Source organism: Streptomyces sp. CHD11 (genome assembly GCF_018638295.1).
Taxonomy (GTDB): Bacteria; Actinomycetota; Actinomycetes; order Streptomycetales; family Streptomycetaceae; genus Streptomyces.
The window spans coordinates 158,498-178,384 of the sequence record NZ_JABTTS010000008.1; the positions used below are offsets into that span (position 1 = coordinate 158,498).

At 72.1% G+C, this 19,887-nt stretch carries 18 protein-coding genes and 1 pseudogene; 5 read left to right on the forward strand and 14 right to left on the reverse strand.

Annotation, left to right across the window (positions count from 1 at the left end; all coding sequences use genetic code 11):
• Nucleotides 1-35: 35 nt before the first annotated feature.
• From HTV45_RS10540 to fasR, 3 genes are all read right to left on the reverse strand, one after another.
• Nucleotides 36-1,067, reverse strand: a complete 1,032-nt coding sequence (locus HTV45_RS10540; RefSeq protein ID WP_215205421.1) for a ketoacyl-ACP synthase III — start codon at nucleotides 1,065-1,067, stop codon at nucleotides 36-38.
• Nucleotides 1,068-1,089: 22 nt separating this feature from the next.
• The gene (locus HTV45_RS10545; protein ID WP_215205455.1) at nucleotides 1,090-2,004 is read right to left on the reverse strand and encodes an ACP S-malonyltransferase; all 915 of its coding nucleotides are present in this window, start codon (nucleotides 2,002-2,004) and stop codon (nucleotides 1,090-1,092) included.
• A gap of 89 nt (nucleotides 2,005-2,093) precedes the next feature.
• Nucleotides 2,094-3,299, reverse strand: coding sequence for a fatty acid biosynthesis transcriptional regulator FasR (gene fasR / locus HTV45_RS10550; protein WP_215205422.1), 1,206 nt, complete (start codon nucleotides 3,297-3,299; stop codon nucleotides 2,094-2,096).
• Between the two features lie 62 nt (nucleotides 3,300-3,361).
• On the opposite strand from fasR, the gene HTV45_RS10555 reads away from it, so the two are divergent.
• Both HTV45_RS10555 and HTV45_RS10560 read left to right on the forward strand, forming a co-directional pair.
• Nucleotides 3,362-4,021, forward strand: coding sequence for a pirin family protein (locus HTV45_RS10555; RefSeq protein WP_215205423.1), 660 nt, complete (start codon nucleotides 3,362-3,364; stop codon nucleotides 4,019-4,021).
• Between the two features lie 70 nt (nucleotides 4,022-4,091).
• Nucleotides 4,092-4,619: a hypothetical protein gene (locus HTV45_RS10560; protein ID WP_215205424.1), complete on the forward strand. Its 528-nt coding sequence runs from the start codon at nucleotides 4,092-4,094 to the stop codon at nucleotides 4,617-4,619.
• 166 nt (nucleotides 4,620-4,785) lie between these two features.
• Here the strand turns inward: HTV45_RS10560 and HTV45_RS10565 are convergent, their stop codons facing one another.
• Nucleotides 4,786-4,983 carry a DUF397 domain-containing protein gene (locus HTV45_RS10565; protein ID WP_215205425.1) on the reverse strand — a complete coding sequence of 66 codons (198 nt, stop codon included), beginning with the start codon at nucleotides 4,981-4,983 and terminating at the stop codon, nucleotides 4,786-4,788.
• Nucleotides 4,958-5,791 carry a helix-turn-helix transcriptional regulator gene (locus tag HTV45_RS10570; RefSeq protein WP_215205426.1) on the reverse strand — a complete coding sequence of 278 codons (834 nt, stop codon included), beginning with the start codon at nucleotides 5,789-5,791 and terminating at the stop codon, nucleotides 4,958-4,960. Before HTV45_RS10570 ends, HTV45_RS10565 begins: the two co-directional genes overlap by 26 nt.
• A gap of 80 nt (nucleotides 5,792-5,871) precedes the next feature.
• Here HTV45_RS10570 and HTV45_RS10575 point away from each other — a divergent pair, with 80 nt between their 5' ends.
• Nucleotides 5,872-6,291, forward strand: coding sequence for an ATP-binding protein (locus HTV45_RS10575; RefSeq protein ID WP_308309407.1), 420 nt, complete (start codon nucleotides 5,872-5,874; stop codon nucleotides 6,289-6,291).
• 74 nt (nucleotides 6,292-6,365) lie between these two features.
• Here the strand turns inward: HTV45_RS10575 and HTV45_RS10580 are convergent, their stop codons facing one another.
• The gene (locus HTV45_RS10580; RefSeq protein WP_215205427.1) at nucleotides 6,366-7,940 is read right to left on the reverse strand and encodes a S8 family peptidase; all 1,575 of its coding nucleotides are present in this window, start codon (nucleotides 7,938-7,940) and stop codon (nucleotides 6,366-6,368) included.
• Nucleotides 7,941-8,428: 488 nt separating this feature from the next.
• Here HTV45_RS10580 and HTV45_RS10585 point away from each other — a divergent pair, with 488 nt between their 5' ends.
• Nucleotides 8,429-8,671, forward strand: a complete 243-nt coding sequence (locus HTV45_RS10585; protein ID WP_215205428.1) for a hypothetical protein — start codon at nucleotides 8,429-8,431, stop codon at nucleotides 8,669-8,671.
• 218 nt (nucleotides 8,672-8,889) lie between these two features.
• On the opposite strand, the gene HTV45_RS10590 is transcribed toward HTV45_RS10585, so the two are convergent.
• The 5 genes and pseudogenes from HTV45_RS10590 to HTV45_RS34195 form a co-directional block, all read right to left on the reverse strand.
• Nucleotides 8,890-11,895, reverse strand: a complete 3,006-nt coding sequence (locus HTV45_RS10590) for a hypothetical protein (protein ID WP_215205429.1) — start codon at nucleotides 11,893-11,895, stop codon at nucleotides 8,890-8,892.
• Between the two features lie 2 nt (nucleotides 11,896-11,897).
• Complete coding sequence (locus tag HTV45_RS10595; RefSeq protein WP_308309408.1) at nucleotides 11,898-13,694, reverse strand: HSP90 family protein; 1,797 nt, start codon at nucleotides 13,692-13,694, stop codon at nucleotides 11,898-11,900.
• 102 nt (nucleotides 13,695-13,796) lie between these two features.
• Nucleotides 13,797-14,780 carry a hypothetical protein gene (locus HTV45_RS10600; RefSeq protein ID WP_215205430.1) on the reverse strand — a complete coding sequence of 328 codons (984 nt, stop codon included), beginning with the start codon at nucleotides 14,778-14,780 and terminating at the stop codon, nucleotides 13,797-13,799.
• Between the two features lie 402 nt (nucleotides 14,781-15,182).
• The gene (locus HTV45_RS10605; protein WP_215205431.1) at nucleotides 15,183-16,004 is read right to left on the reverse strand and encodes a serine hydrolase; all 822 of its coding nucleotides are present in this window, start codon (nucleotides 16,002-16,004) and stop codon (nucleotides 15,183-15,185) included.
• 89 nt (nucleotides 16,005-16,093) lie between these two features.
• A pseudogene (locus tag HTV45_RS34195) lies at nucleotides 16,094-16,219 on the reverse strand (GNAT family N-acetyltransferase); the annotation flags it as partial.
• Between the two features lie 95 nt (nucleotides 16,220-16,314).
• On the opposite strand from HTV45_RS34195, the gene HTV45_RS10610 reads away from it, so the two are divergent.
• Nucleotides 16,315-16,785, forward strand: a complete 471-nt coding sequence (locus tag HTV45_RS10610) for a MerR family transcriptional regulator (RefSeq protein ID WP_215205432.1) — start codon at nucleotides 16,315-16,317, stop codon at nucleotides 16,783-16,785.
• A 121-nt stretch (nucleotides 16,786-16,906) separates the two neighbouring features.
• Here HTV45_RS10610 and HTV45_RS10615 read toward each other — a convergent pair whose 3' ends face one another.
• The 3 genes from HTV45_RS10615 to HTV45_RS10625 all read right to left on the reverse strand — a co-directional run bounded on the left by HTV45_RS10615 (nucleotide 16,907) and on the right by HTV45_RS10625 (nucleotide 19,780).
• Nucleotides 16,907-17,752, reverse strand: a complete 846-nt coding sequence (locus tag HTV45_RS10615; protein ID WP_215205433.1) for a DUF4429 domain-containing protein — start codon at nucleotides 17,750-17,752, stop codon at nucleotides 16,907-16,909.
• Between the two features lie 66 nt (nucleotides 17,753-17,818).
• Entirely contained in the window at nucleotides 17,819-19,036 is a 1,218-nt protein-coding gene (locus HTV45_RS10620) for an alpha/beta hydrolase (protein ID WP_215205434.1), read from the reverse strand.
• Between the two features lie 54 nt (nucleotides 19,037-19,090).
• Complete coding sequence (locus tag HTV45_RS10625) at nucleotides 19,091-19,780, reverse strand: TetR family transcriptional regulator (protein WP_215205435.1); 690 nt, start codon at nucleotides 19,778-19,780, stop codon at nucleotides 19,091-19,093.
• Nucleotides 19,781-19,887 lie beyond the last annotated feature (107 nt).

Sequence of the window (19,887 nt, forward strand, 5' to 3'; positions counted from 1 at the left end):
CCTCCGTGCCGGACCGATGATCCGGCACGGAGTGCCTAGGGGAGGGTAACGACCGTTGCGGCGTAGACGAGACCCGCCCCGAAGCCGATGACGAGCGCGGTGTCGCCGCTCTTCGCCTCGCCGGTCGCCAGGAGCCGCTCCATCGCGAGCGGGATCGAGGCGGCCGAGGTGTTGCCGGTGGTGCGGATGTCACGGGCGACCGTGACGTGCTCCGGCAGTTTCAGGGTCTTCACCATCGAGTCGATGATCCGCACATTGGCCTGGTGCGGGATGAAGACGTCCAGGTCGTCCGGGCTGATCCCGGCCGCGTCCAGCGCCTGCTGCGCGACCTTCGCCATCTCGAACACGGCCCAGCGGAACACCGCCTGGCCCTCCTGCGTGATCGCGGGGAACTTCACGTTGCCCGCGCTGTCGAGCGGCAGCGAGGAGGAATCGCCGGCGTGGAGCCTGTCCCACGGCACGGTCTGCTTGATGGTCTCGGACTTGTCGCCCTCCGAGCCCCACACGGTCGGGCCGATCGCCGGTTCCTGCGACGGGCCGACGACCACGGCGCCCGCGCCGTCACCGAACAGGAAGGCGGTGGCCCGGTCCTCGAGGTCGGTCAGGTCACTCAGCCGCTCCACGCCGATGACGAGCACGTACTCGGCGGAACCCTCGACGACCATGCCCTTGGCCAGCGTCAGCCCGTAGCCGAAGCCCGCGCAGCCGGCCGAGATGTCGAAGGCCGCGGCCTTGTCCGTGCCCAGCCTGTGGGCGATCTCGGTCGCGACGGCCGGGGTCTGGCTGAAGTGCGACACGGTCGACACGACGACGGCACCGATCCGCGCGGAGTCGATCCCGGCGTCGGCGATCGCCTTGCCGGAGGCCTCGACGGACATCGCCGCGACGGTCTCCTCGGGGGAGGCCCAGTGCCGGGTCTCGATGCCGGAGCGCGACCGGATCCACTCGTCGGACGAGTCGATCGTCTCCAGGATCACCTCGTTCGGCACGACCCGGGTCGGGCGGTAGCCGCCCACGCCGAGGATGCGCGCGTACGGGGCGCCCTTGCTGGGCTTGATCTTCGCCATGCGGGTCGGCTCCTTAAGGCGATCAGGCGGTGTGCTCGGCGATGAGCTCGCGGGCCGCGTCGAGGTCTGCGGGCGTCTTCAGGGCCAGCGTCTTCACGCCGGGCAGGGCGCGCTTGGCGAGGCCGGCCAGGGTGCCGCCGGGGCAGACCTCCAGGAGGGCGGTGACGCCCAGCTCCTTGAAGGTCTCCATGCACAGGTCCCAGCGGACCGGGTTGGCGACCTGGCCGACCAGACGCTCCAGCACCTCGCCGCCGGAGGCGACCGCCTTGCCGTCCCTGTTCGACACGTAGGTGAGCTTCGGGTCGCCGGGAGCCAGGTCCTCGGCGGCCTTCGCCAACGCGTCGACCGCGGGGCCCATGTGGTGCGTGTGGAAGGCACCGGCCACCTTCAGGGCGACGACCTTGCGCACACCCTCGGGCTTGTCCGCCTCCAGCGCGGCGATCTGCTCCGTGGTCCCGGCCGCGACGATCTGGCCCGCGCCGTTGATGTTCGCCGGGGTCAGGCCCAGCTTCTCCAGGTGCGCCAGGGTCACCTCGGGGTCGCCCCCGAGCAGCGCCGCCATGCCGGTCCGGGTGACGGCGGCGGCCTCGGCCATGGCCAGGCCCCGCTCGCGCACGAGGGAGAGCGCGGCGGTGTCGTCGAGGACACCCGCGAAGGCGGCGGCGGTGATCTCACCGACACTGTGACCGGCCACGGCACCGGGTGCCACATCTCCGAGCGCGGCGGCGGACAGCAGTCCGGCCGCGACCAGCAGCGGCTGGGCGACGGCCGTGTCGCGGATCGCGTCCGCGTCGGCCTTCGTGCCGTAGTGGGCGAGGTCGAGTCCGATGGCGTCGGACCAGCCGGCGACGCGGTCCGCGGCACCGGGGAGTTCGAGCCATTCAGTCAGGAAGCCGGGCGTCTGGGCGCCTTGGCCGGGAGCGACGAGTACGAGCACTCTCACACTCTCTCTTGGGTACGGGCACGGCCGCCCGTGGGGACAAGGACGAAGAACAGCAGGGGGTTTTGTGGAGCCTCCACAAAAGACTAGGACTGAAGATCGCCATCGGCCAGACGCCCCAGGATCAGCGCGATTCGCAGGGTGAACGCAGAGCGTACATCGGAGGGTGACCATCCGGTGACGTCTGTCACACGTCGGAGCCGGTAACGAACGGTGTTGGGGTGAACGAACAGCATCCGCGCGGCACCTTCGAGACTGCTCGCCTGCTCCAGATAGACACTGAGCGTCTCCAGCAGCGCGGCCCCGGCCTCCTCCAGTGGTCTGTAGATCTCCTCCACCAACTGCTCGCGGGCGGACGGGTCTCCGGCCATCGCCCGCTCCGGAAGCAGATCGTCCGCCAGCACCGGACGCGGGGCGTCCTGCCAGGCCGAACACGCCTTGAGCCCCGCGGCGGCGGCCTGCGCGGACCGGGTCGCGGCCTGCAGGTCCGGCACCACGGGACCGGCCACCACCGGCCCCGCCGCGTACGGCCCGATCAGCGACTTCGCGACGGCGATCGGATCGTCGCTGCCACCGGCGATCACCACCAGCCGCTCCCCGAGCACCCCGGTCAGCACCTGGAGCTTGGCGTGCCGGGCGGCCCGCCGGATCGCCTCCACGGTCAGCTCGGAGTCACCGTCCGGCGCGGGCCCGAGGACCACACACACGTGCTCGGGCGAGTTCCACCCCAGCGCGGCGGCCCGCGACACGGCCCCCTCGTCGGCCTCACCGCTCAGCACCGCGTTCACCACCAGCGACTCCAGCCGCGCGTCCCAGGCACCCCGTGCCTCGGCGGCCTGCGCGTACACCTGGGCGGTGGCGAAGGCGATCTCCCGCGCGTACACCAGCAGCGCCTCACGCAGCACGCTCTCGTCCCCGGGCGCCGCCACCTCGTCGATCGCCGACTCCATCACCTCGATGGTGGTGCGCACCATCTCCACGGTCTGGCGCAGCGTGATCGCCCGGGTCAGCTCACGCGGCGCGGTGCCGAACACGTCGGTGGAGATGGCCTGCGGTGCGTCGGGACGCCGGAACCACTCGGTGAACGCGGCGATGCCCGCCTGCGCGACCAGACCGATCCAGGAACGGTTCTCCGGTGGCATGGCCCGGTACCAGGACAGCGTCTCGTCCATCCGCGCGATCGCCTGCGCGGCGAGCGTGCCGGACGACTGCTCCAGCCGCTTCAGCGTCGCGGGATGCGGATGGGCGGGGCCGGCGGCGGCTTCTGGGGTACTGGTTTCGGGTTCGGGCACGGGGACAAGACTGCCTTATCGGGACGGCCGCGCGTGTCGCAGGGCCTACGGTGGATCCTGTGATGGACGTACGGCGCGCGCACGAGCGCTACCTGGGCGGCGACCCGGCGGCCGGGATCGAGTCCCGCCACGCCTTCTCCTTCGGCCCCCACTACGACCCCGGCAACCTCCGCTTCGGCGCGGTGATCGCCTGCAACGAGGAGCACCTGGGCCCCGGCGCCGGTTTCGGCGAGCACCCGCACAGCCACACCGAGATCGTGACCTGGGTGGTAGCGGGCGAACTCACCCACCGCGACTCCACGGGCGAGGAGACGGTGATCCGCCCCGGCGACGTCCAGCGTCTGAGCGCCGCGTCCGGCGTCCGCCACGTGGAACGCAACGCGGGCTCCGCCCCCCTCACCTTCCTCCAGATGTGGCTCGCCCCCCTCACCCCCGGCGGCGACCCCTTCTACGAGGTCGTCCGCGGCATAGCCGACTCCACCCCGTACGCCCTCCCGGAGGCCGGCGCGATGCTCCACGTCCGCCGCCTCTCGGCGGGGGAGCGGACGGCGGTACCGGACGCGCCCTACGTCTACCTCCACGTCGTCCGCGGCGACGTCCACCTGGACGGGGAGCACCTGCACCCGGGCGACGCGGCCCGCCTCACGGACACCAAGGACACCGAGGCGGTCGCCGCGAACGCCTCGGCGGAGCTGTTGCTGTGGGAGATGCGGGGAGCGTGACGCGGGCCGCCACGGGCGCCTGTCACGCCCGGGATACACTGCTCCGCTCCCCTGACTGGAGGTCACCCGAGTGTTCCCCGCACGGCTGTGTGCCGGCGTTCCGCTGGTTCTGGTGCTTCTCGCCCTGTCCGGCTGCTCCCATCCGTGGGGCTGCACCGACACGACCGCGGAGCGCGGTGAGGCCGGCGTCCGGGTGCAGGTGGAGGACTTGTACGGGCAGCCTCTCGGCGTCACCGCCGAGGTCGTCGGCTGGCGCATCGAGCCCCACCCCCAGGTGCCCGACGAAGGCGACAAGGTCCACGTCCACTACCGCTTCGACGGGGCCGACGGGAGCCGCGGCCCCGCAGTGGACGCCTGCGCGGTCGACAAGGAGCGCGTGGCGCTGAACTGCCAGACGGTCCACTCGTCCCAGGGCTTCCCCTCGGACGGCGACCTCACGGCCGACAACTGGTTCGACGTCGAGCACCCCGAGCAGGTCACCGAAGTGCTGCTGATCCCCAATGACCAGTCCTACGACCGACGCACCTGCGACCAGGACATGAAGGACGGCGGCGGACCGCACCCGCCGGAACCGGCCTTCGCGGGGGACCAGCTGTAAGCCGTCGTTCGGTGGGTGAGCGGGTGGCGGCAGGGGTGGATCCGGGAGCCTGCCCGCATTCGCCGTGGCCTGGTGCAACTCAGTCGTGACGGCACCTCGGAGCGACCCCTCGGAAGCTGATCAGGGGACGGACAGGTCTGCACCGAGGTTGCGGGGCCTGCTCGCTCTAGCTCAGGCCGGCGATGAACGCCCGCCAGGCTCCGGCCCCGATGGTGACGACCGGGCCCGACGGCTTCTTGCTGTCGCGGACGGGGACGGCGGAGGTGGAGGAGGTGGGGGCTGCCTCGACGCAGTCGCCACCCGTGTTTCCGCTGTAACTGGACTTACGCCATAGGTTGCTACGCGAATGGGGGGCGGTCTCCATAGCGGTCCTCCATCAGGCGGGCGATCAGTTCCGCCGAGTCCTCCACGGAGAGGGCAGCGGCCTGCACGCGAGCGTAACGGAGTGCGGCCTCTTTGATGGTTTCGGAGTTGGCCGTCATGTGGCCGGAGATGAGGTCCTCTGTGTAGACCACGTCCAGGTCGTCCTCGAAGCGGAGAAGGTTGAACGAGCCGGCCAGGCTGGCGTGTTCGCCGGCCTGGTTCGGCAACACCTGGACGTGGGTCCACCGATGGCCGGCGAACGTCAACAAGTGCGCCAGTTGGCGACGCATGACACGGGTCCCGCCGATCGGTCGGTGCAGCACCGCTTCGTCCAGGACGACCCAGACCAGTGGCGGCTGTTCTCGTTCCAGGACGCGCTGGCGCTCCATTCGGGCGGTCACCAGTCCTTCCACGTCTTCCGGGCTTCCGGTGGCCAGGACCGCTCGTGCGTATTCCTCTGTCTGCAACAGGCCGTACACCACCTGTGCCTGATACGTGGAGATGTACGCCGCCTTCGCCTCCATCTCCGCGTACGGCTGGAACCAGGTGGGGAGTTGGCTGCGCAGGACCAGGCCGATCAGGCGGGAGAACAGGCCGTCCGTGCCGAGGGCCGCGTCGACGCGTTCGGAGAAGTCGCGGGTGGGGACCTTCTTCGTGGTCTCGATCTGGCCGATCAGTGACCCCGTGCAGAAGATGATGTCGCCGAGCTGGCCCTGTTTGAGGCCGTGGGCCTCGCGCTGGCGGCGCAGTTCCCAGCCGTAGTAGTCGAGGGGGGACGCGGTGGGGTCGAGCGTCTGGATGTTGACCACGGGGGCACCTCACTTCAACGCCTCGCGGCGTTCGTTCCGTTCCGTGGTCGAGCGTATGCGGAGCGTCGTTGCATGGTGATGTGAATCGAGTAACTGGTCCGCGGGCTGCGGACATTCTCAGTGAGTACCGCGCCGAGTTCGCCGTGGGGGAGCACTCGGTCCGGCATCTGCGGCGCATCCTGCGGCTGTATCTCGCCGGGGTGGGCCTGGCCGGTGTGAGTGATGCGGCCGAGCTGGCGCTGACCGAGGTGGTGGCGAATGTGGTGCGGCATGTGCCCGGCCGGCGGTGTCGGATCTGCTTTCTGCTGCGGCCGGGTGGGGTGCGGGTGGAGGTCGCCGATGGGTGTCCGCGGCTGCCGGTGCGGGGTGGGGGTGAAGGGCTCGAGGAAGGCGGGCGCGGGATGGTGATCGTGGACGCGGTCACCGAGCGGTGGGGTGTCGACGTGTGTCCCGGTGGGCTGGGCAAGACCGTGTGGTTCGAGTGCGGGGAGGGTGGGTGACTGACGGGGCTCCGCCCCCGCGCGGTGAGCCGTGCCGGGGCGGAGGGGGAGCGGGGGGCGCTGCGGTCAGGACCTCAGAAGGTCAGGCCCCAGCTGTTGATGTAGCCGGTGTCGGCGGAGTAGCTGTCGGTGACGCGGAGCTTCCACGTGCCGTTGGCCGTCTCCGAGGAGGCGTTCACGGTGTAGGTGGTGTTGATGTTGTCCGCGGAGCCGCCGGTGCCGGAGGACTTGAGGGTGTAGAGCGAGCCGTCGGGGGCGACCAGCTGGACGGTCAGGTCACCTATGTAGGTGTGGACGATGTTCACCGGGACCTGGAGGGCCGAGGGGGCGTTGCCGGAGACGCCGGTGACGGTGACCGGGGACTCGACGGTGGACCGGTCGTTGATCCGGTAGTCCGTGGAGTTGGTGAAGGTCTTGCCGGGCGGCGGGGTGGTGCCGCCGCTGCCGCCGACCTTCAGCAGGCGGTTGGGGGAGCCGCTGCCCGGGTTGGTGACGGCGCCGGAGACGGAGCCGGCGATCAGCGCGGAGGCGACCTGGGACGGGGTGGCGGAGCGGTTGTCCGCGAGGTACAGCGCGGCGGCGCCCGCGACGTGCGGGCTGGCCATCGAGGTGCCGGAGATGGAGTTGGTGGCGCTGTCGCCGGTGTGCCAGGCGGAGGTGATGGACGAGCCGGGAGCGAAGATGTCCAGGTTCGAGCCGTAGTTGGAGTAGCTGGCGCGGGCGTCCGTGCTGGTGGTGGCGCCGACGGTGATCGCCTCGGACACGCGGGCGGGTGAGCCGGTGGCCGGGGTGGACTCGTTGCCGGCGGCGACGGCGAAGGTGACGCCGGCGGCGATGGCGTTGCGTACCGCGTTGTCGAGGGTGGTGCTGGCTCCGCCGCCGAGGGACATGTTGGCGACGGCCGGGAGGACCGCGTTGTCGGCGACCCAGTCGACGCCCTCGATGACGCCGGCGGTGGTGCCGGAGCCGTTGTTGTCGAGGACGCGGACGCCGACGATCGAGGCCTTCTTGGCGACGCCGTAGGCGTTGCCCGCCACCGTGCCGGCCACGTGGGTGCCGTGGCCGTTGCCGTCCTGGGCGACGTTGTCGCCGTCGACGGCGTCGTAGCCGTTGCGGGCGCGGCCGCCGAAGTCGCTGTGGGAGATCCGCACACCGGTGTCGATGATGTAGGCGGTGACGCCCTGCCCGGCCGTGTCGTCGTACGTGTAGGAGCGGCTCAGCGGCAGCGCGGTCTGGTCGATGCGGTCCAGGCCCCAGGACGGCGGGTTGGTCTGCGTGGCCTGTGTGGTGAAGGTGCGGTTCTGCTCGACCAGCGCGACCGAGGGGTCGCCGGCCAGCCTGGCGGCCTCCGCCTCGGTGGCCTCTACGGTGTACCCGTTGAGGGCCTCGCGGAAGGTGTGCTCGACCTCGGCGCCGTGCTTCCTGGCGACGCCCTTGCCCTTGGCGGAGGCGGCCTCGGTGCCGGACTTCAGGGTGACGATGTAGCTGTCGGCGACCGCGTTCGGCGCGTCCGCGTAGGCGATCGTCCCGGTGGCGGGGTCGGCGGCGTGCGCGGGGAGTGCGGTGAAGAGACCGCCGGCGAGAGCGGCCGCGGCGACGGAGCAGACTCCGGCGACCGATCTGCGCTTGGTGCCTCGTGTCACTGCCATCTGAGGGTTCCTCCTCGACAGGTGGGGATGTGGGGGATGCGCGTCCGCGAGAGACGCACGCGGCGTATGCCTGTGCCGGGTCACCGGACGGGCATTAGTCAGGTACATGCCAAACGCGGACACTGTGGCCGCGTTCACGTTTCCCTGCCGCCAGCCGAAAGATTGAACGGTCTACGCGGATTGCACAAGAGGTCCCGCCGGGCCTTGACACCGAGGTCACACAGCGGAAATGGCACAAGGTCATCAATCGGTACAGATGCGCCGGGTAAACGAGATCACTGTCACAGTGATCTCGTGCGCGCAGGCGCCCGACGTCTCGTCATGCGGCGTGCCGGCGGTCGACCGGCCTGCCGCGGCACGGCGTCCGCCCGCCTTCCCCGTGCCCTGAACCGTCGCCGGGGCGCAGCCGTTGTGCTTGCCGCACACGCACGTCGCACAGAGCCGACGGCCGGTACGGCACGGCCCGGCTCCGTCTTGAGGAGATCTGTATGAAGTCCTGGCGCAACCGCATCGCCGCCGCCTTCGTGGTCGGTGCCGCCGCGGTCACCATTCCGCTCTCCGCGGGCTCCGCGTCCGCCTGGGACACCGACCCTGACGGGTTCATCCTGGCCGGTGGGAGCCGGTCGCACGAGGTCTGCCAGGAAGACGGGTGGTACGACATCCATGTGAACGGATACAGCGAGTTCCAGTGCCGCTGGAACGCCCCGTACTGGGAGGAGTGGGTCCGCTGAGCGGACCTCGCACCCTGAACGCACCGCCCGGCCGGGGCGCGCCGTGCGCCGGCCGGGAGACCGACGGCGGTCGGTGACCGGCCGGGCGTGGCGGGGACACGGGCCGGTGACCGTTGACTCGGTCACCGGCCCGCACGTGTGCTCGGCCACCGCGGAGCGGTGCCCGCCGCCCGGTGCCGGGGCGGGCTGTCCCCTCGCCCCGGTACCGGGTCCACCGGTCATTCCTCGTCGCGCAGCCTCGTCGCCAGGGCGGTCAGTGAGGCGGCCTCGTCGGTGCGGCCCAGGGCGGTCAGGCGGGTGATCGCCGCGTCGAGGCGGGTGAGGGCGGGGGCGGGGCGTTCCAGGTAGATGCCCTCCACGACGCCCGCCAGACGTACGGACTCCGCCCACTCGCCCGCCCGGTCCGGCTCCGGACCCGGCTCACCGAGCAGTCCGAGAGCCTTGTCCAGCGCGATCAGGGACTCCTCGTACGCACCCGCGTAGGCGTTGACCCGCCCGTGCTCGAAGGCCAGGGCGGCGTCCAGCGGGCGGCCGTGGGCCTCGTAGCCGGCGGTGCGGGCCTCCTCGGCGACGCGGCCGGCGTCGGTGAGGAAGGCGCGGGCGTCGGAGAGGCCCTCGGGGCCCTGCCGCTCGGCCTGGAGACGGGCGAGTTCGCGCAGGGCGTTGCTGAGGTGCTCGTAGCGCGGCTCGCGGGCGTGGGCGGCGAGCGCCTGGTCCACGGCCTTGCGCGCGCGGTCGAACTCACCGGACTCGCCGAGGAGTACGGCCGTCTCCGCGGCGATCATCGCATGGCTGCCGGGGTCGTCGTCCCAGCCGGCCGACTCGGCGGCGAGGGAGACGAACTCGGCCGTGGCGGCCTTCAGGTCCTCGCCCGTGTGCAGTGCGCGGGCGCGGGTCAGCCGGAGCTGGGCGACGAGACGGTCGTCCAGCTCCCCGGAGGCGACGTCCGGTTCGGCGAGCAGGGAGTCGAGGAGCGCGATGCAGTCCTCGACGCGGCCGAGGTCGAGGCTGAGCTGGGCCGCGTTGCTGTAGGTGCAGAACGCGTCGATGCGGTCGCCGCCCCGGATCTTCAGCTCCGCGGAGCGCGTCAGGTGCCGCAGTGCCTCGTCGGGGCGGCCCAGGCGGGCACAGGCTTCCGCCAGGTCGGCGTGGAGGGAGGCGTCGACGGTGTCGTCCGGCCAGTCGGCGGCCCGTCGCAGACCCTCGGTCAGATCCGCGTGGGCGGCCTGCGCGTCCCCGAGACCGAGGTGGAGGCGGCCGCGCAGGGCGTGTGTGCGGGGCAGGTGCCAGGCGGGGCCGTGCGACGTCAGCCGGTCGAGGAGGCTGCCGGTCCCGGCGAGCGCGGCGGGCAGCTGGCCGGTCATGGCGTGCGTGGTGGCCTTCAGCAGCATGGCCCCCGCGATCTGCGCGGTGACGTCGTGCCGGGTGGCGAACGCGTGCAGCTGGTCGATCTCGGCGAGCACCGGTGCGACGTGCTCCTCGCTTCCCGACGCCTGCAGACGCAGGCCGAGCGCGGTGGACCGCAGGCGCAGCAGCCGGGCCTCCTGGTGCGGGGCCAGACCGGACGTCTCCTCGTGCAGACGGACGAGGGACGCGTGGGCGCTGGTCAGGGCGGTGACCCGGGACGCGGCCTCGCCCGCCTCCGGCGCGTCGGTGTCGGTGTCCTCCGGCCCCGTGCCGGTGCGGGCGTCGGTGCCGTCCCCCGTCGCGACCTGTGCCGCGGCGAGCAGGGCACAGGCGCGGGCGAGGGCCGCGTGGCCCGGCAGGCCGGCGTCCTCGTAGAGGCCCGCGGCCTCCTCGTGGAGGGCGGCGGCGTCGGCGTCCGCGTTCCTCCGGCTCGCCAGGGTCGCCTCGTCGTCCAGCAGGTCGGCGCGCAACTGGAGCCGGCTGCCCACGGCCGGGTCGTCGGGGTGGGTGTGGCCGCGGGTGGCGGCGAGGGTGCGCAGGCGGGCCCAGCAGGCGTCCGCGTCCGGGTGGCCCTGATCGTCCAGCTCCCGCGCTTTGAGGATCAGTTCCGGCAGTGACTCGGGGACGTCGGCAGCGGGACGGGCGGTGACGGGAGCGGCGGCCGGGGTGGCCGGGACGGACGGCGTCACGTCGTCCAGGCCCCGCGTGCGCAGGGTCAGCTCCAGCGTGTCCAGGAGCGGGGCCCGGTCGAGGCGGGCCCGGCGGCGGTCGGTGTGCGCCGTGGTGCCGTTGCGGGTGTCGAAGCGGGAGGCGAGGTCGCCGGCACGGTCCCGCACCTCGGCGCGCAGGCCGGACACCGTCCAGGCGCGGCCCGTGAAGCCGGCGGCGGGCAGCTCGCCGTGGCCGAGGACTTCGACGCGCTGAAGGAGGACTTCCACGCCGGTGAGGAAGTCGAACAGCTCCCGCGGCGAGTCCACCTCGTCGAACAGGGTGCGGTTCTCGGCGAGCAGTTCCAGCCCCCGTGCCTCGTTGCCGGTGAGGGCGCAGAACTCCAGGTGCCGGCCGATCTCCCCGGCCATCGACGCCTTGCGGCGGCAGCCGCGGTAGCCGGCGAGATGCAGCGCGCGGGCCTCGTCGGTGCGGCCGGTGCGCAGCAGCGGCAGCAGCGCGTACGAGATGGAGCGGGCCGGTTCCTCCTGGCAGGACTCCTTCCCGGCCAGGACCGGCTCCCAGGCGCGCAGCGCCCGCTCGTCGTCGCCCGCCGTGAGGTGGTACAGGGCGCGCTCGCAGATCTCGCAGGCCTCGCAGTCGCTGAGCCGGGAGCGGGAACGGGCCGCCCACAGCTCGTAGGCGAGGGCGGTGTCCTCGCCGGTGTGGGCGGCGAGCTGGTAGGCCTGTCCGTAGTAGGGCTGGAGGTCCAGCTCCGCCTTCGTGTACCGGTCGCGCATCTCCGTCAGCCACTGGCGCAGGCTGGCCAGCGGTATCTCGGGCAGCGCCCGCAGCGCGTTCGCGACCCACTTGAAACGCCAGAACAGCAGGTGGCGCAGGCGTTCGTCGAAGACGTCGGGCTGCTCGTCGAAGAGGGTGAGCAGCCGGGCGAAGACGACGGGCGACTTCCGCGGCTCGGAGCCGTAGGTGTACGCCTCCTGGAGTTCGAGCAGCGCGTGGATCAGCGGGACCGGCTCGGCGAACTGCTCGGCCGCGTCGACCAGTTCCTCGGCGGTGACGGTGCGGGTGCGGCCGTAGGGGCGTTCGCCGTTCTCCTGGAGCGCCTGGAACAGCTCGTCCGTGGTCTGGGGGTGGGGTGCGGTGGGCATCGTCAGCTGTCCTTGCGCAGGGCGTGGGCGAGAAGGTCGAGGAAGGAGCGGTTGATCAGGCTCGACTCGGCGGGACGCAGCGGGCGCCGGGACAGCAGCGCGGCCTGTCCGTAGAGGGCTTCGGCGCTGGTGCGGGCCAGCTCCGGTTCGTCGATGGCGACGGCGGTGCGTACCAGCGGGTTGAGCTGGTTGAGGATCAGCTGCGCACGGGGCGCCTCCTGGCGCAGGGCCCCCAGGATGTCGCCCCAGACGCCGCCCTCCTGCTCACGGGCGAGCTGGGAGCGGGTGCGCTCGTGCCGGGCCTCGCGGCTGTCGACGAGGAGGGCCGGGGCGGAGGCGGGCTGGAAGGTGCGCAGCGCCACGTCGCAGTCGAAGACGGCGAGGGCGTCGCGGGCCTGCGCGAGGTAGGCGGCGGCGGCCAGCTCGGTCTCCCGGTCGACGGGGTCGAGATGGGCGGTGAGGGTCGCCGGGTCGAGGTCGGAGACAGCGGCCCCGGGCCTGATCTCGGGGAGCCGGTGGACCAGTTCACGGTCGTAGGTGTAACCGCCGTTGACGACGCCGAGCCCGGCGGCCGAGGCGATCGCCGCGACCTGCCGGAACTCCTCCACACTGGACGTCACCAGCACGGTGGGATGGGTGCGCGCGAACTCGTCGAGGGTGCAGTGCCCGTCGGTGGTCTCGAACGGCAGCCACGGCAGCAGCATCCGCAGGATCTCGTCGTCGTGCACCGCGAGGGACTTCACCGCCAGGTGGTGGGCCCGCAGGAAACGGCCGAGCAGGTCGGGGTCGCTGGCGGCGGCACGGGCGATCCACGCGCGCAGCCGCTCCGCGAGGGCGTCACGGACGGCGGCGAGGGTGTCGTCCTCGTACAGGGACTCACGGGACGCCGTGGGGCGCAGGCTCTCGGCGTCGACGACGCAGCGCACGAAGAACGCCCACTCGGGCAGGATCTCCTCGGCCTGCTCGGACAGCAGCATGCCCTTGACGTGCACCCGGTGGCCGTGGCGGCGTCCGGCCGGCACCGCCTCGGGCAGCACGCAGGCGATGCCCTTCAGACCGACGGCCGGCAGATCCAGCTCGATGGTGTCCAGCGGCGCGAACCCGAACACCTCCTCGCCGTACGCGGCCAGCGCGCGGGAGCGGGCGCCCGGGGTGGGATACGGGCGTTCCCAGGGAGCGGCCTCCGGATTGACCGGGATACCCGGACCGTCCGCGCCGCCGTCGGAGAAGGACACCGGGTGACGCAGGAGCGAGCCGAAGTGGCGGGCCAGGGCCTGCACCTGGACCGGCCGGGTCCACTCGTCCGCGTCGGCGCGCGGGGTCAGGGTCACGGTGGTGCCGGGCCGGGGGCGGGCGGAGGCGGGCAGGGTGCGGACGGTGTAGCTGCCGTCGCCGCGCCCTCGCCACTCCACCGTGGACGCGTCGGGCGTACGGGCGGACCGGCTCAGTACGTGGATCTCGTCCGCGACGAGGAAGCAGGAGAGCAGGCCGATGCCGAACTGGCCGATGAAGTCGGCGCGCTGCTCGGCGATCTTCTCCGCGCGCTTGCTGCTGCGGCCGATCGTGGCGAGGAAGGTGTGGACGTCGGCCTCGGTGAGACCGACACCGTCGTCCTCGACACGCACCTCGGAGCCGTCGGCGTACAGCCGGATGCCGAAGGAGCCGGCGGGGGCGGACGGTTCGAGGGTGTGCCGGGCGGTGAGCGCGTCCACCGCGTTCTGCAGGAGTTCCCGCAGGTAGACGCGAGGGCTGGAATAGAGGTGGTGGGAGAGGAGGTCGACGAGGCCGCGCAGATCCACCTAGAAGGTGCGGTCGGCGCCGGCCCGGTCTTTCGCGGCGGTGCGGTGCAGAGTCATCGGGCAGTCCGGGGGTGAGGAGGCAGGAGAGAGGAGAGGGCGGGCTCAGGCGCGGCGCAGGCGGCGGGCGAACTGCTTCTCGGGCTCCGCGAAGAAGGTCCAGGGCCACTTGGTGTAGGCGCCGTCGAGGGTCATGAAGACACGCCTGACCGTGTGACGCTCCCCGGCCAGCGACAGGGCCATGGCGAACATGTTGAAGTCGTGCTGCCAGCCCGGACGCCGCACATAGGCCGGGTGGAGGATGCTGCGGTCGGCCGCGGCCCGCAACTCGGCACGGATCTCGTCGGTTTCGAGACAGTCACCGTCGTCCGACTCCACCCAGTCCTCGATGTGTGCCATGGCGACCGCACAGCCGAGCGGATGGCCGTCGGGCGCGCCGGCGAACGCCGCACGGGCGTACGCCAGGGCCTGCCCCGGCTCACCGCCCCAGCGCGGCTGCAACTGCGACACCCACTCGAGGTGGCTCGACAGGTTCAGCGGGTCGCGGCGCAGGGCGGCGTCCAGCCGGGTCTCGTTGACGGCGCGGCCCAGCGACATGCCGCGCCCGGAGGTGAGGAGCTGACGCCACGGCGTGACCCACTCCGGCTCCAGCTCGGCGGCCTCGAACAGGTGCTCCTCGGCGGTGTGCAGCCGCTCGTGGAAGGTCCGCCACTGCTCCTGCGTGACGTTCACGGCCCGCGCACTCGTGCGTGCCTCCCAGCCCCAGGTGATGTGGCGCGCCCCGGATATCAGCAGGGCCGTCGCCCGGTGCTCCTTGTCCTCCTCGACGGCCCGGCCGATCCACTGCTCCACACCGTCCAGGACGGCCAGTTCACCGAGAACATCGGGGTCGCGGCCCAGGTCGAAGGGGGCCAGCGCCTCCTTCACCGCCTCCCAGTCACCCGCGTCGGCCGCCTCCAGCAGCGCGAGCACGCGGGTGTCCCCGAGCGCCCGCAGCGTGTACATCCCGTTCTTCCTGCGCGGGGCCGGAAGGGCGTACGGATCCGCCACCGGTCTCTCCTCGCCCCTGCCGAACACCTTGCCGAACATCCGCGCCCTCCCTGGGTCCCCGCGTGATCATCCGGTGCAGCATAAGGGGACCCACCGACACCACATCCACAGGGTTTTCACGCGGATTTCACGGGAGGCGCCTCCCGCGCGGTGCGGTCGCGCGACCGGGCACGGCGAAGGAGCGCGGCGAAGGAGCGCGGCGAAGGAGCACGGCGAAGGAGCACGGCGAAGGAGCGCGGCACCACGCCACCGCGCGGCCCGGCACCAGTGGACCTCGTCACCGAAGTGCTCGTACAGCGATTCCAGGAGCCGCTTCCTGCGCTGCCGGTACAGCCGCGACACCTGCTGCTGGAGCGTCGCGCCGCCCTCCCGGTCCAGGGAGATGAGCAACTCGGTCGACCCCAGGACGTTCTCCCTCGGGGCCGGGCCGCCGCGCGGGCGTCAGCCGCGCAGTTCCGCCAGCACCGCGTCCGTGAACGGCGGCCACGCCTCGGCCGCCCACGGCCCGAAGGCACGGTCGGCCAGCGCCACGCACGCCGCGCCCGCGTCCGGGTCGATCCACAGGAACGTGCCCGCCTGGCCGAAGTGGCCGAACGTACGCGGCGACGACGACGCGCCCGTCCAGTGCGGCGACTTGGCGTCACGGATCTCGAACCCGAGACCCCAGTCGTTGGGGTTCTGGTGGCCGTAGCCCGGCAGCACCCCCTTGGTCCCCGGGTACTGCACGGTCATCGCCGCCGCGACCGTGCGCGGGTCCAGCAGGCGCGGTGCCTGCACCTCGGCGGCGAACCGCAGCAGGTCCTCGGCCGTCGACACACCGTCCTTGGCCGGGGAGCCCTCCAGCGTGGTCGCCGTCATCCCCAGCGGCTCCAGCACCGCCTGCCGCAGATACTCCCCGAACGGGATGTCCGCCGCCTTGGCGACATGGTCCCCCAGCTGTTCGAACCCGGCGTTGGAGTACAGCCGCCGCTCTCCGGGCGCCGAGGTCACCCGGTGCTCGTCGAAGGCCAGCCCCGAGGTGTGCGCGAGCAGATGCCGCACCGTCGAGCCGTCCGGGCCCGCCGCCTCGTCCAGCTCGATCGCGCCCTCCTCGTACGCCACCAGTACCGCGTACGCCGCGAGCGGCTTGGTCACCGAGGCCAGCGGGAAGCGGCGGCCGGCCGGCCCATGGGTGCCCAGGACCGTACCGTCCGCGCGCACGACACCCGCTGCGGCGGTGGGAACCGGCCAGTTCTCGATCAACGCCAGACTCTTCAACGACATGCCCTCGAGACTAAGCGCTCACGGGGTCGGTTCCGGCAACGGGTCGGACCGGTGCCTGAAGCCCGGGGACACGTAAGAGGTTCGGCCTGCGAGGACAGGGACTCGGTGTGCCAGTCGGTGGACGGGGCGGAGCGGGCCGTCGAATCGATCATCACCTGACGCAGCCGGAGCACCTCCTCCGCGTCCTCCGGCGTCGCACGGCGTACTGAGGTCATGCCCGAACGGTAATCAGCCACCGCCTTCCGCGTCCCGCTCGTTTCCCGACGGCGCCGCTTGCCTGGAGTGCACTCCAGCGTTCTAGCGTGGGGACATGACGGTCACCGAGACGACGGAGACGACTGGAGCCGGCGCCGACACCTGCGCCGGACCGCCGCAGGGAAACCGCCGGCCGGACGGCGAGGACACGTACACGATCAGCGAGGTCGCCGCCCTCACCGGGCTGACCGCTCACACCCTGCGCTGGTACGAGCGCATCGGACTGATGCCGCACATCGACCGCTCGCACACCGGTCAGCGTCGCTACAGCAACCGCGACCTCGACTGGCTGGCCCTCGTCGGCAAGCTCCGCCTGACCGGGATGCCGGTCGCGGACATGGTGCGGTACGCGGAAATGGTCCGGTCGGGCGATCACACCTACACCGAGCGTTTCGAGCTGCTCCAGCAGACCCGCGAGGACGTACTGTCCCGGATCGCCGAGCTGCAGGGCACGCTCGCCGTGCTCGACCGGAAGATCAGCTTCTACGCGGACGCGGGACGCGCCCTGGCGTCGGAGCGGGCATGAGACGCACGGAAGGAACTGACCCGCCCCTCCAGCGGCGCGGGGAACCGCGCGACCGACCACAGCGGACCGGCACTGTTCAGGGGCGCGGGGCACCGCAAAGGACAACCGCCCCCGGCAGACGCTAGAGCTCCGACAACAACTCCGCCTTCTTGGAGGAGAACTCCTCGTCCGTCACCAGCCCGGCCTGGTGCAACTCCCCGAGATGCCGGATCCGCTCGGCGATATCCGCAGGATCCCGCCGCACCCGCGCCGCGGGCACCGTCACCGGCGCACAGCTCCGCACCGCCGCCAGCACCGCCGCCGCGAGCGGCAGTGACTCGTGCACCGGCCCGTACCCCAGCCCGAACACCACCGCGGCCGGATCCTGATCCGGCTGCGCCGGCGGCGCCCCCGCGTCCCGCCGCAGCAGCCGCAGATGCCCCTCGAAGACCTCGGGCGAGCGCCACTCCACCCCGCTCAGCTCACCGATCGCGAACCGCTGGTCCCCGGCCTTCCACTTCGCCGACGACGCGCCCGTCCAGAACCAGCGGAAGGACACCGCGCTGCCGTCGAAGGCCGCCTTCCCGTCGTACGCCTTGAATCTCAGCGGCGCCTCGGGGGCGGCCACCAGATGGCGCTCGGCCGGTCCCGACTCGGTGAGCTGTGCGCGCAGTTCGTCGGCGTAGTACTCCGCGAGCGTCTCGCGCTCGGCGGGCAGCACCAGCCGGTAGGGGTCGCTGCTCTCCTTCAGCTGCCCGGCGGCCGCCTCCAGCAGCGGATCCGCGCCGGGCCGGAGTTCGATCCGCAGGACCACGGTCCCGCGCCTGCCCGGCGTGAGGGACACCCCCTCGATCGCCTCCAGCGGCACCCGCCGCTCCCCGAGTGCCTGGAACAGCTTGGGTGTTCGAATCCCTCGCTCGTAGCGGATGAGCACGGAGTCGGACCCGAACTCCCAGGCGGCATGAAATCCGGCCAGTACATCACCCATGCGGCTCATCGTATGCGGCACGAGCTTCTCCGTCCCCTCCCTGCGCATACCGCAGTATCTCCGCCTCTACGCGCGTCCGGTAGGGGTCGTACCGGACAAACCCGTCCGGCAGGCGTCGTCCTGACGCGCGCAGGACACCGCGCGGTATGCGCCAACGCCGATCTCGGCGAAGTTCCGCACACTGTCCGTGCCCGGTACGAAGTAACCGGCGTGCCCCTTCGCCTCACGCGCCGACAGCACCCGCGCCCCGAAACCGTCGGCCACCGGATCGGCCCCGTGGCCCAGGCCGCCGAGTTCCAGATAGGGCACATCCTGGATCCAGTCGTCGGCGTCCCGCATCGCCCACACCCGCGCGGCGGTGTCCAGCTGCGCGGCCTTCTCCACCCGCATCCCGGGGCTGCCGGCCACCGCGATGTCCGCCACCCGGTCCGGCAGGGAGTGCGCGGCGATCCCGCACACCACCGAGCCGTAGCTGTGGCAGAACAGCGAGACCGGCGACGCCCCCGGCAGGCCGCGCACCATCGCGTCCAGCCGCTCGGCGCCGTCCCTGGCGCGCATCGCCATGGCCGCGTCCATACCGAGCCCGCTGGGGGCGGTGTAGTCGGCCCAGGCGATCACGGCCGTGCGGGTCGCGGGGGCTGCGTCGCGCTCCGCCGCGTACAGCGACTCGGCCATGCCGGCGGGGGCCGAGTACTTGCGGTCGGAGCGCTGGAAGGTCAGCAGGTCGGTGTCGGAACCGGGGACGACGACCGAGACCCGTTCGGCCTCCGCCAGCTCACCGAAGACCTCCGCGACCCGGCCCGAGCCCGCCGGGTCGAAGGCGAGGATGTGCCGGTCCGGGCGCATCAGCGCCCCGAAGCGCTCCATCCTGCGGGCGGCGTGCCGCTGGCCCGATTCGGTGAGACGGCTGTCGTGCACGCGTTCCGACTCGATCGCGAGGGCCTGCCCCAGCGCGATCCGGTTGGCGCGGTAGCGCAGCTCCACCGGCGCGCCGTTCATGTTGCCGACCGCGAGTGGGAAGCGGTGGGCGAGACGTGCGCGCTGCCCCTCGGTGAGGGAGGCGAAGAACCGGGCCAGCCGCGCCGGCGCCGACTGCGGGTCCGGCAGCCGGTGACCCGCTGTCCGGCCGTGCTCCCAGGCGCTGATCGACGCCTGAAGCGGAGCGGGGTGGCGGTGGTTGCGCAGTGCCGTCCAGCCGGTGGTCGCCAGCATCACGAAGACGACGGCGAGCGCGAGCAGCGCGCGCCAGACGTTCAGCTGCGGGGAGGAGTCGAAGGAAGTCACTGAAAGGACACACTAGGAGAACGGGAGTGTCTCGCGTGAACCAAGTGACCGGTATCACGTTTCGGTGCGTCGGAGCGGGGATGGGCCCGCACGCCAGTTCCCCGCGAGCGCGGGGCCGACATGGTCGAGGCAGAGCGTCAACAGGTCCCGCATGGCCGCGACGCTGAAGTCGTCCCCGGTCGACCAGCGCCGTTCCGCCACCCGGATCACCCCGCCGAACGCGGCCACCAGGATCCTCGGCCGGGGGTCGCCGTCGACGTCGAGCCCTTCCCGCTCGGCGATGAGGCGCGCCAGTTCCTCCTCCAGCTCCGTCGCGCGGCGCAGGTGGGCGGCGAGCAGCACGGGCGTCGACTCGATCAGCCGGTAGACCCGCAGGTGCAGTTCGAGCGGGACCAATTGCTCCACGGCGTCGTTGACGCCGTCCCAGCTGTCCAGCACGGCCCGGCGCAGCACCTCCAGCGGCGCCTCGCCCGGCGGGCGTCGGCGTGCGGCGTCGAGGACGTGGGCCTCCGCGAGCCGGGGGACGAAGAACGCCACCTCCTCCTTGCTGGCGAAGTAGCGGAAGAAGGTGCGCTGCGAGACATCGACGGCCGCGGCGATGTCGTCGACGGTCGTCCCCTCGTACCCGCGCGCGGCGATCAGTTCCAGGGCGGCCCGCACCAGGGCGTCCCTGGTGCGCTGCTTCTTGCGCTCCCGCAGACCCGGCCGCGGCAGCGCGCGCACGGCGGTCCCGGCCGTCTCCATCGCTCCTCCTTGAACAGCTCTCCCAGCTCAGGCTATAGGCGGGTGTCCTGTCAGTCACTGACCGGCGAATTGGTTTGGCAAGTGTCAGTGGCTGTCACTAGCCTCCT

Coding starts and splice junctions, on each gene's coding strand:
- HTV45_RS10600 (WP_215205430.1), bottom strand. CDS start 14,780: ATGTTCGGCAAGGTGTTCGGCAGGGGCGAGGAGAGACCGGTGGCGGAT.
- HTV45_RS10555 (WP_215205423.1), top strand. CDS start 3,362: ATGGACGTACGGCGCGCGCACGAGCGCTACCTGGGCGGCGACCCGGCG.
- HTV45_RS10610 (WP_215205432.1), top strand. CDS start 16,315: ATGACGGTCACCGAGACGACGGAGACGACTGGAGCCGGCGCCGACACC.
- HTV45_RS10625 (WP_215205435.1), bottom strand. CDS start 19,780: ATGGAGACGGCCGGGACCGCCGTGCGCGCGCTGCCGCGGCCGGGTCTG.
- HTV45_RS10540 (WP_215205421.1), bottom strand. CDS start 1,067: ATGGCGAAGATCAAGCCCAGCAAGGGCGCCCCGTACGCGCGCATCCTC.
- HTV45_RS10605 (WP_215205431.1), bottom strand. CDS start 16,004: ATGTCGTTGAAGAGTCTGGCGTTGATCGAGAACTGGCCGGTTCCCACC.
- HTV45_RS10565 (WP_215205425.1), bottom strand. CDS start 4,983: ATGGAGACCGCCCCCCATTCGCGTAGCAACCTATGGCGTAAGTCCAGT.
- HTV45_RS10590 (WP_215205429.1), bottom strand. CDS start 11,895: ATGCCCACCGCACCCCACCCCCAGACCACGGACGAGCTGTTCCAGGCG.
- HTV45_RS10580 (WP_215205427.1), bottom strand. CDS start 7,940: ATGGCAGTGACACGAGGCACCAAGCGCAGATCGGTCGCCGGAGTCTGC.
- HTV45_RS10585 (WP_215205428.1), top strand. CDS start 8,429: ATGAAGTCCTGGCGCAACCGCATCGCCGCCGCCTTCGTGGTCGGTGCC.
- HTV45_RS10615 (WP_215205433.1), bottom strand. CDS start 17,752: ATGGGTGATGTACTGGCCGGATTTCATGCCGCCTGGGAGTTCGGGTCC.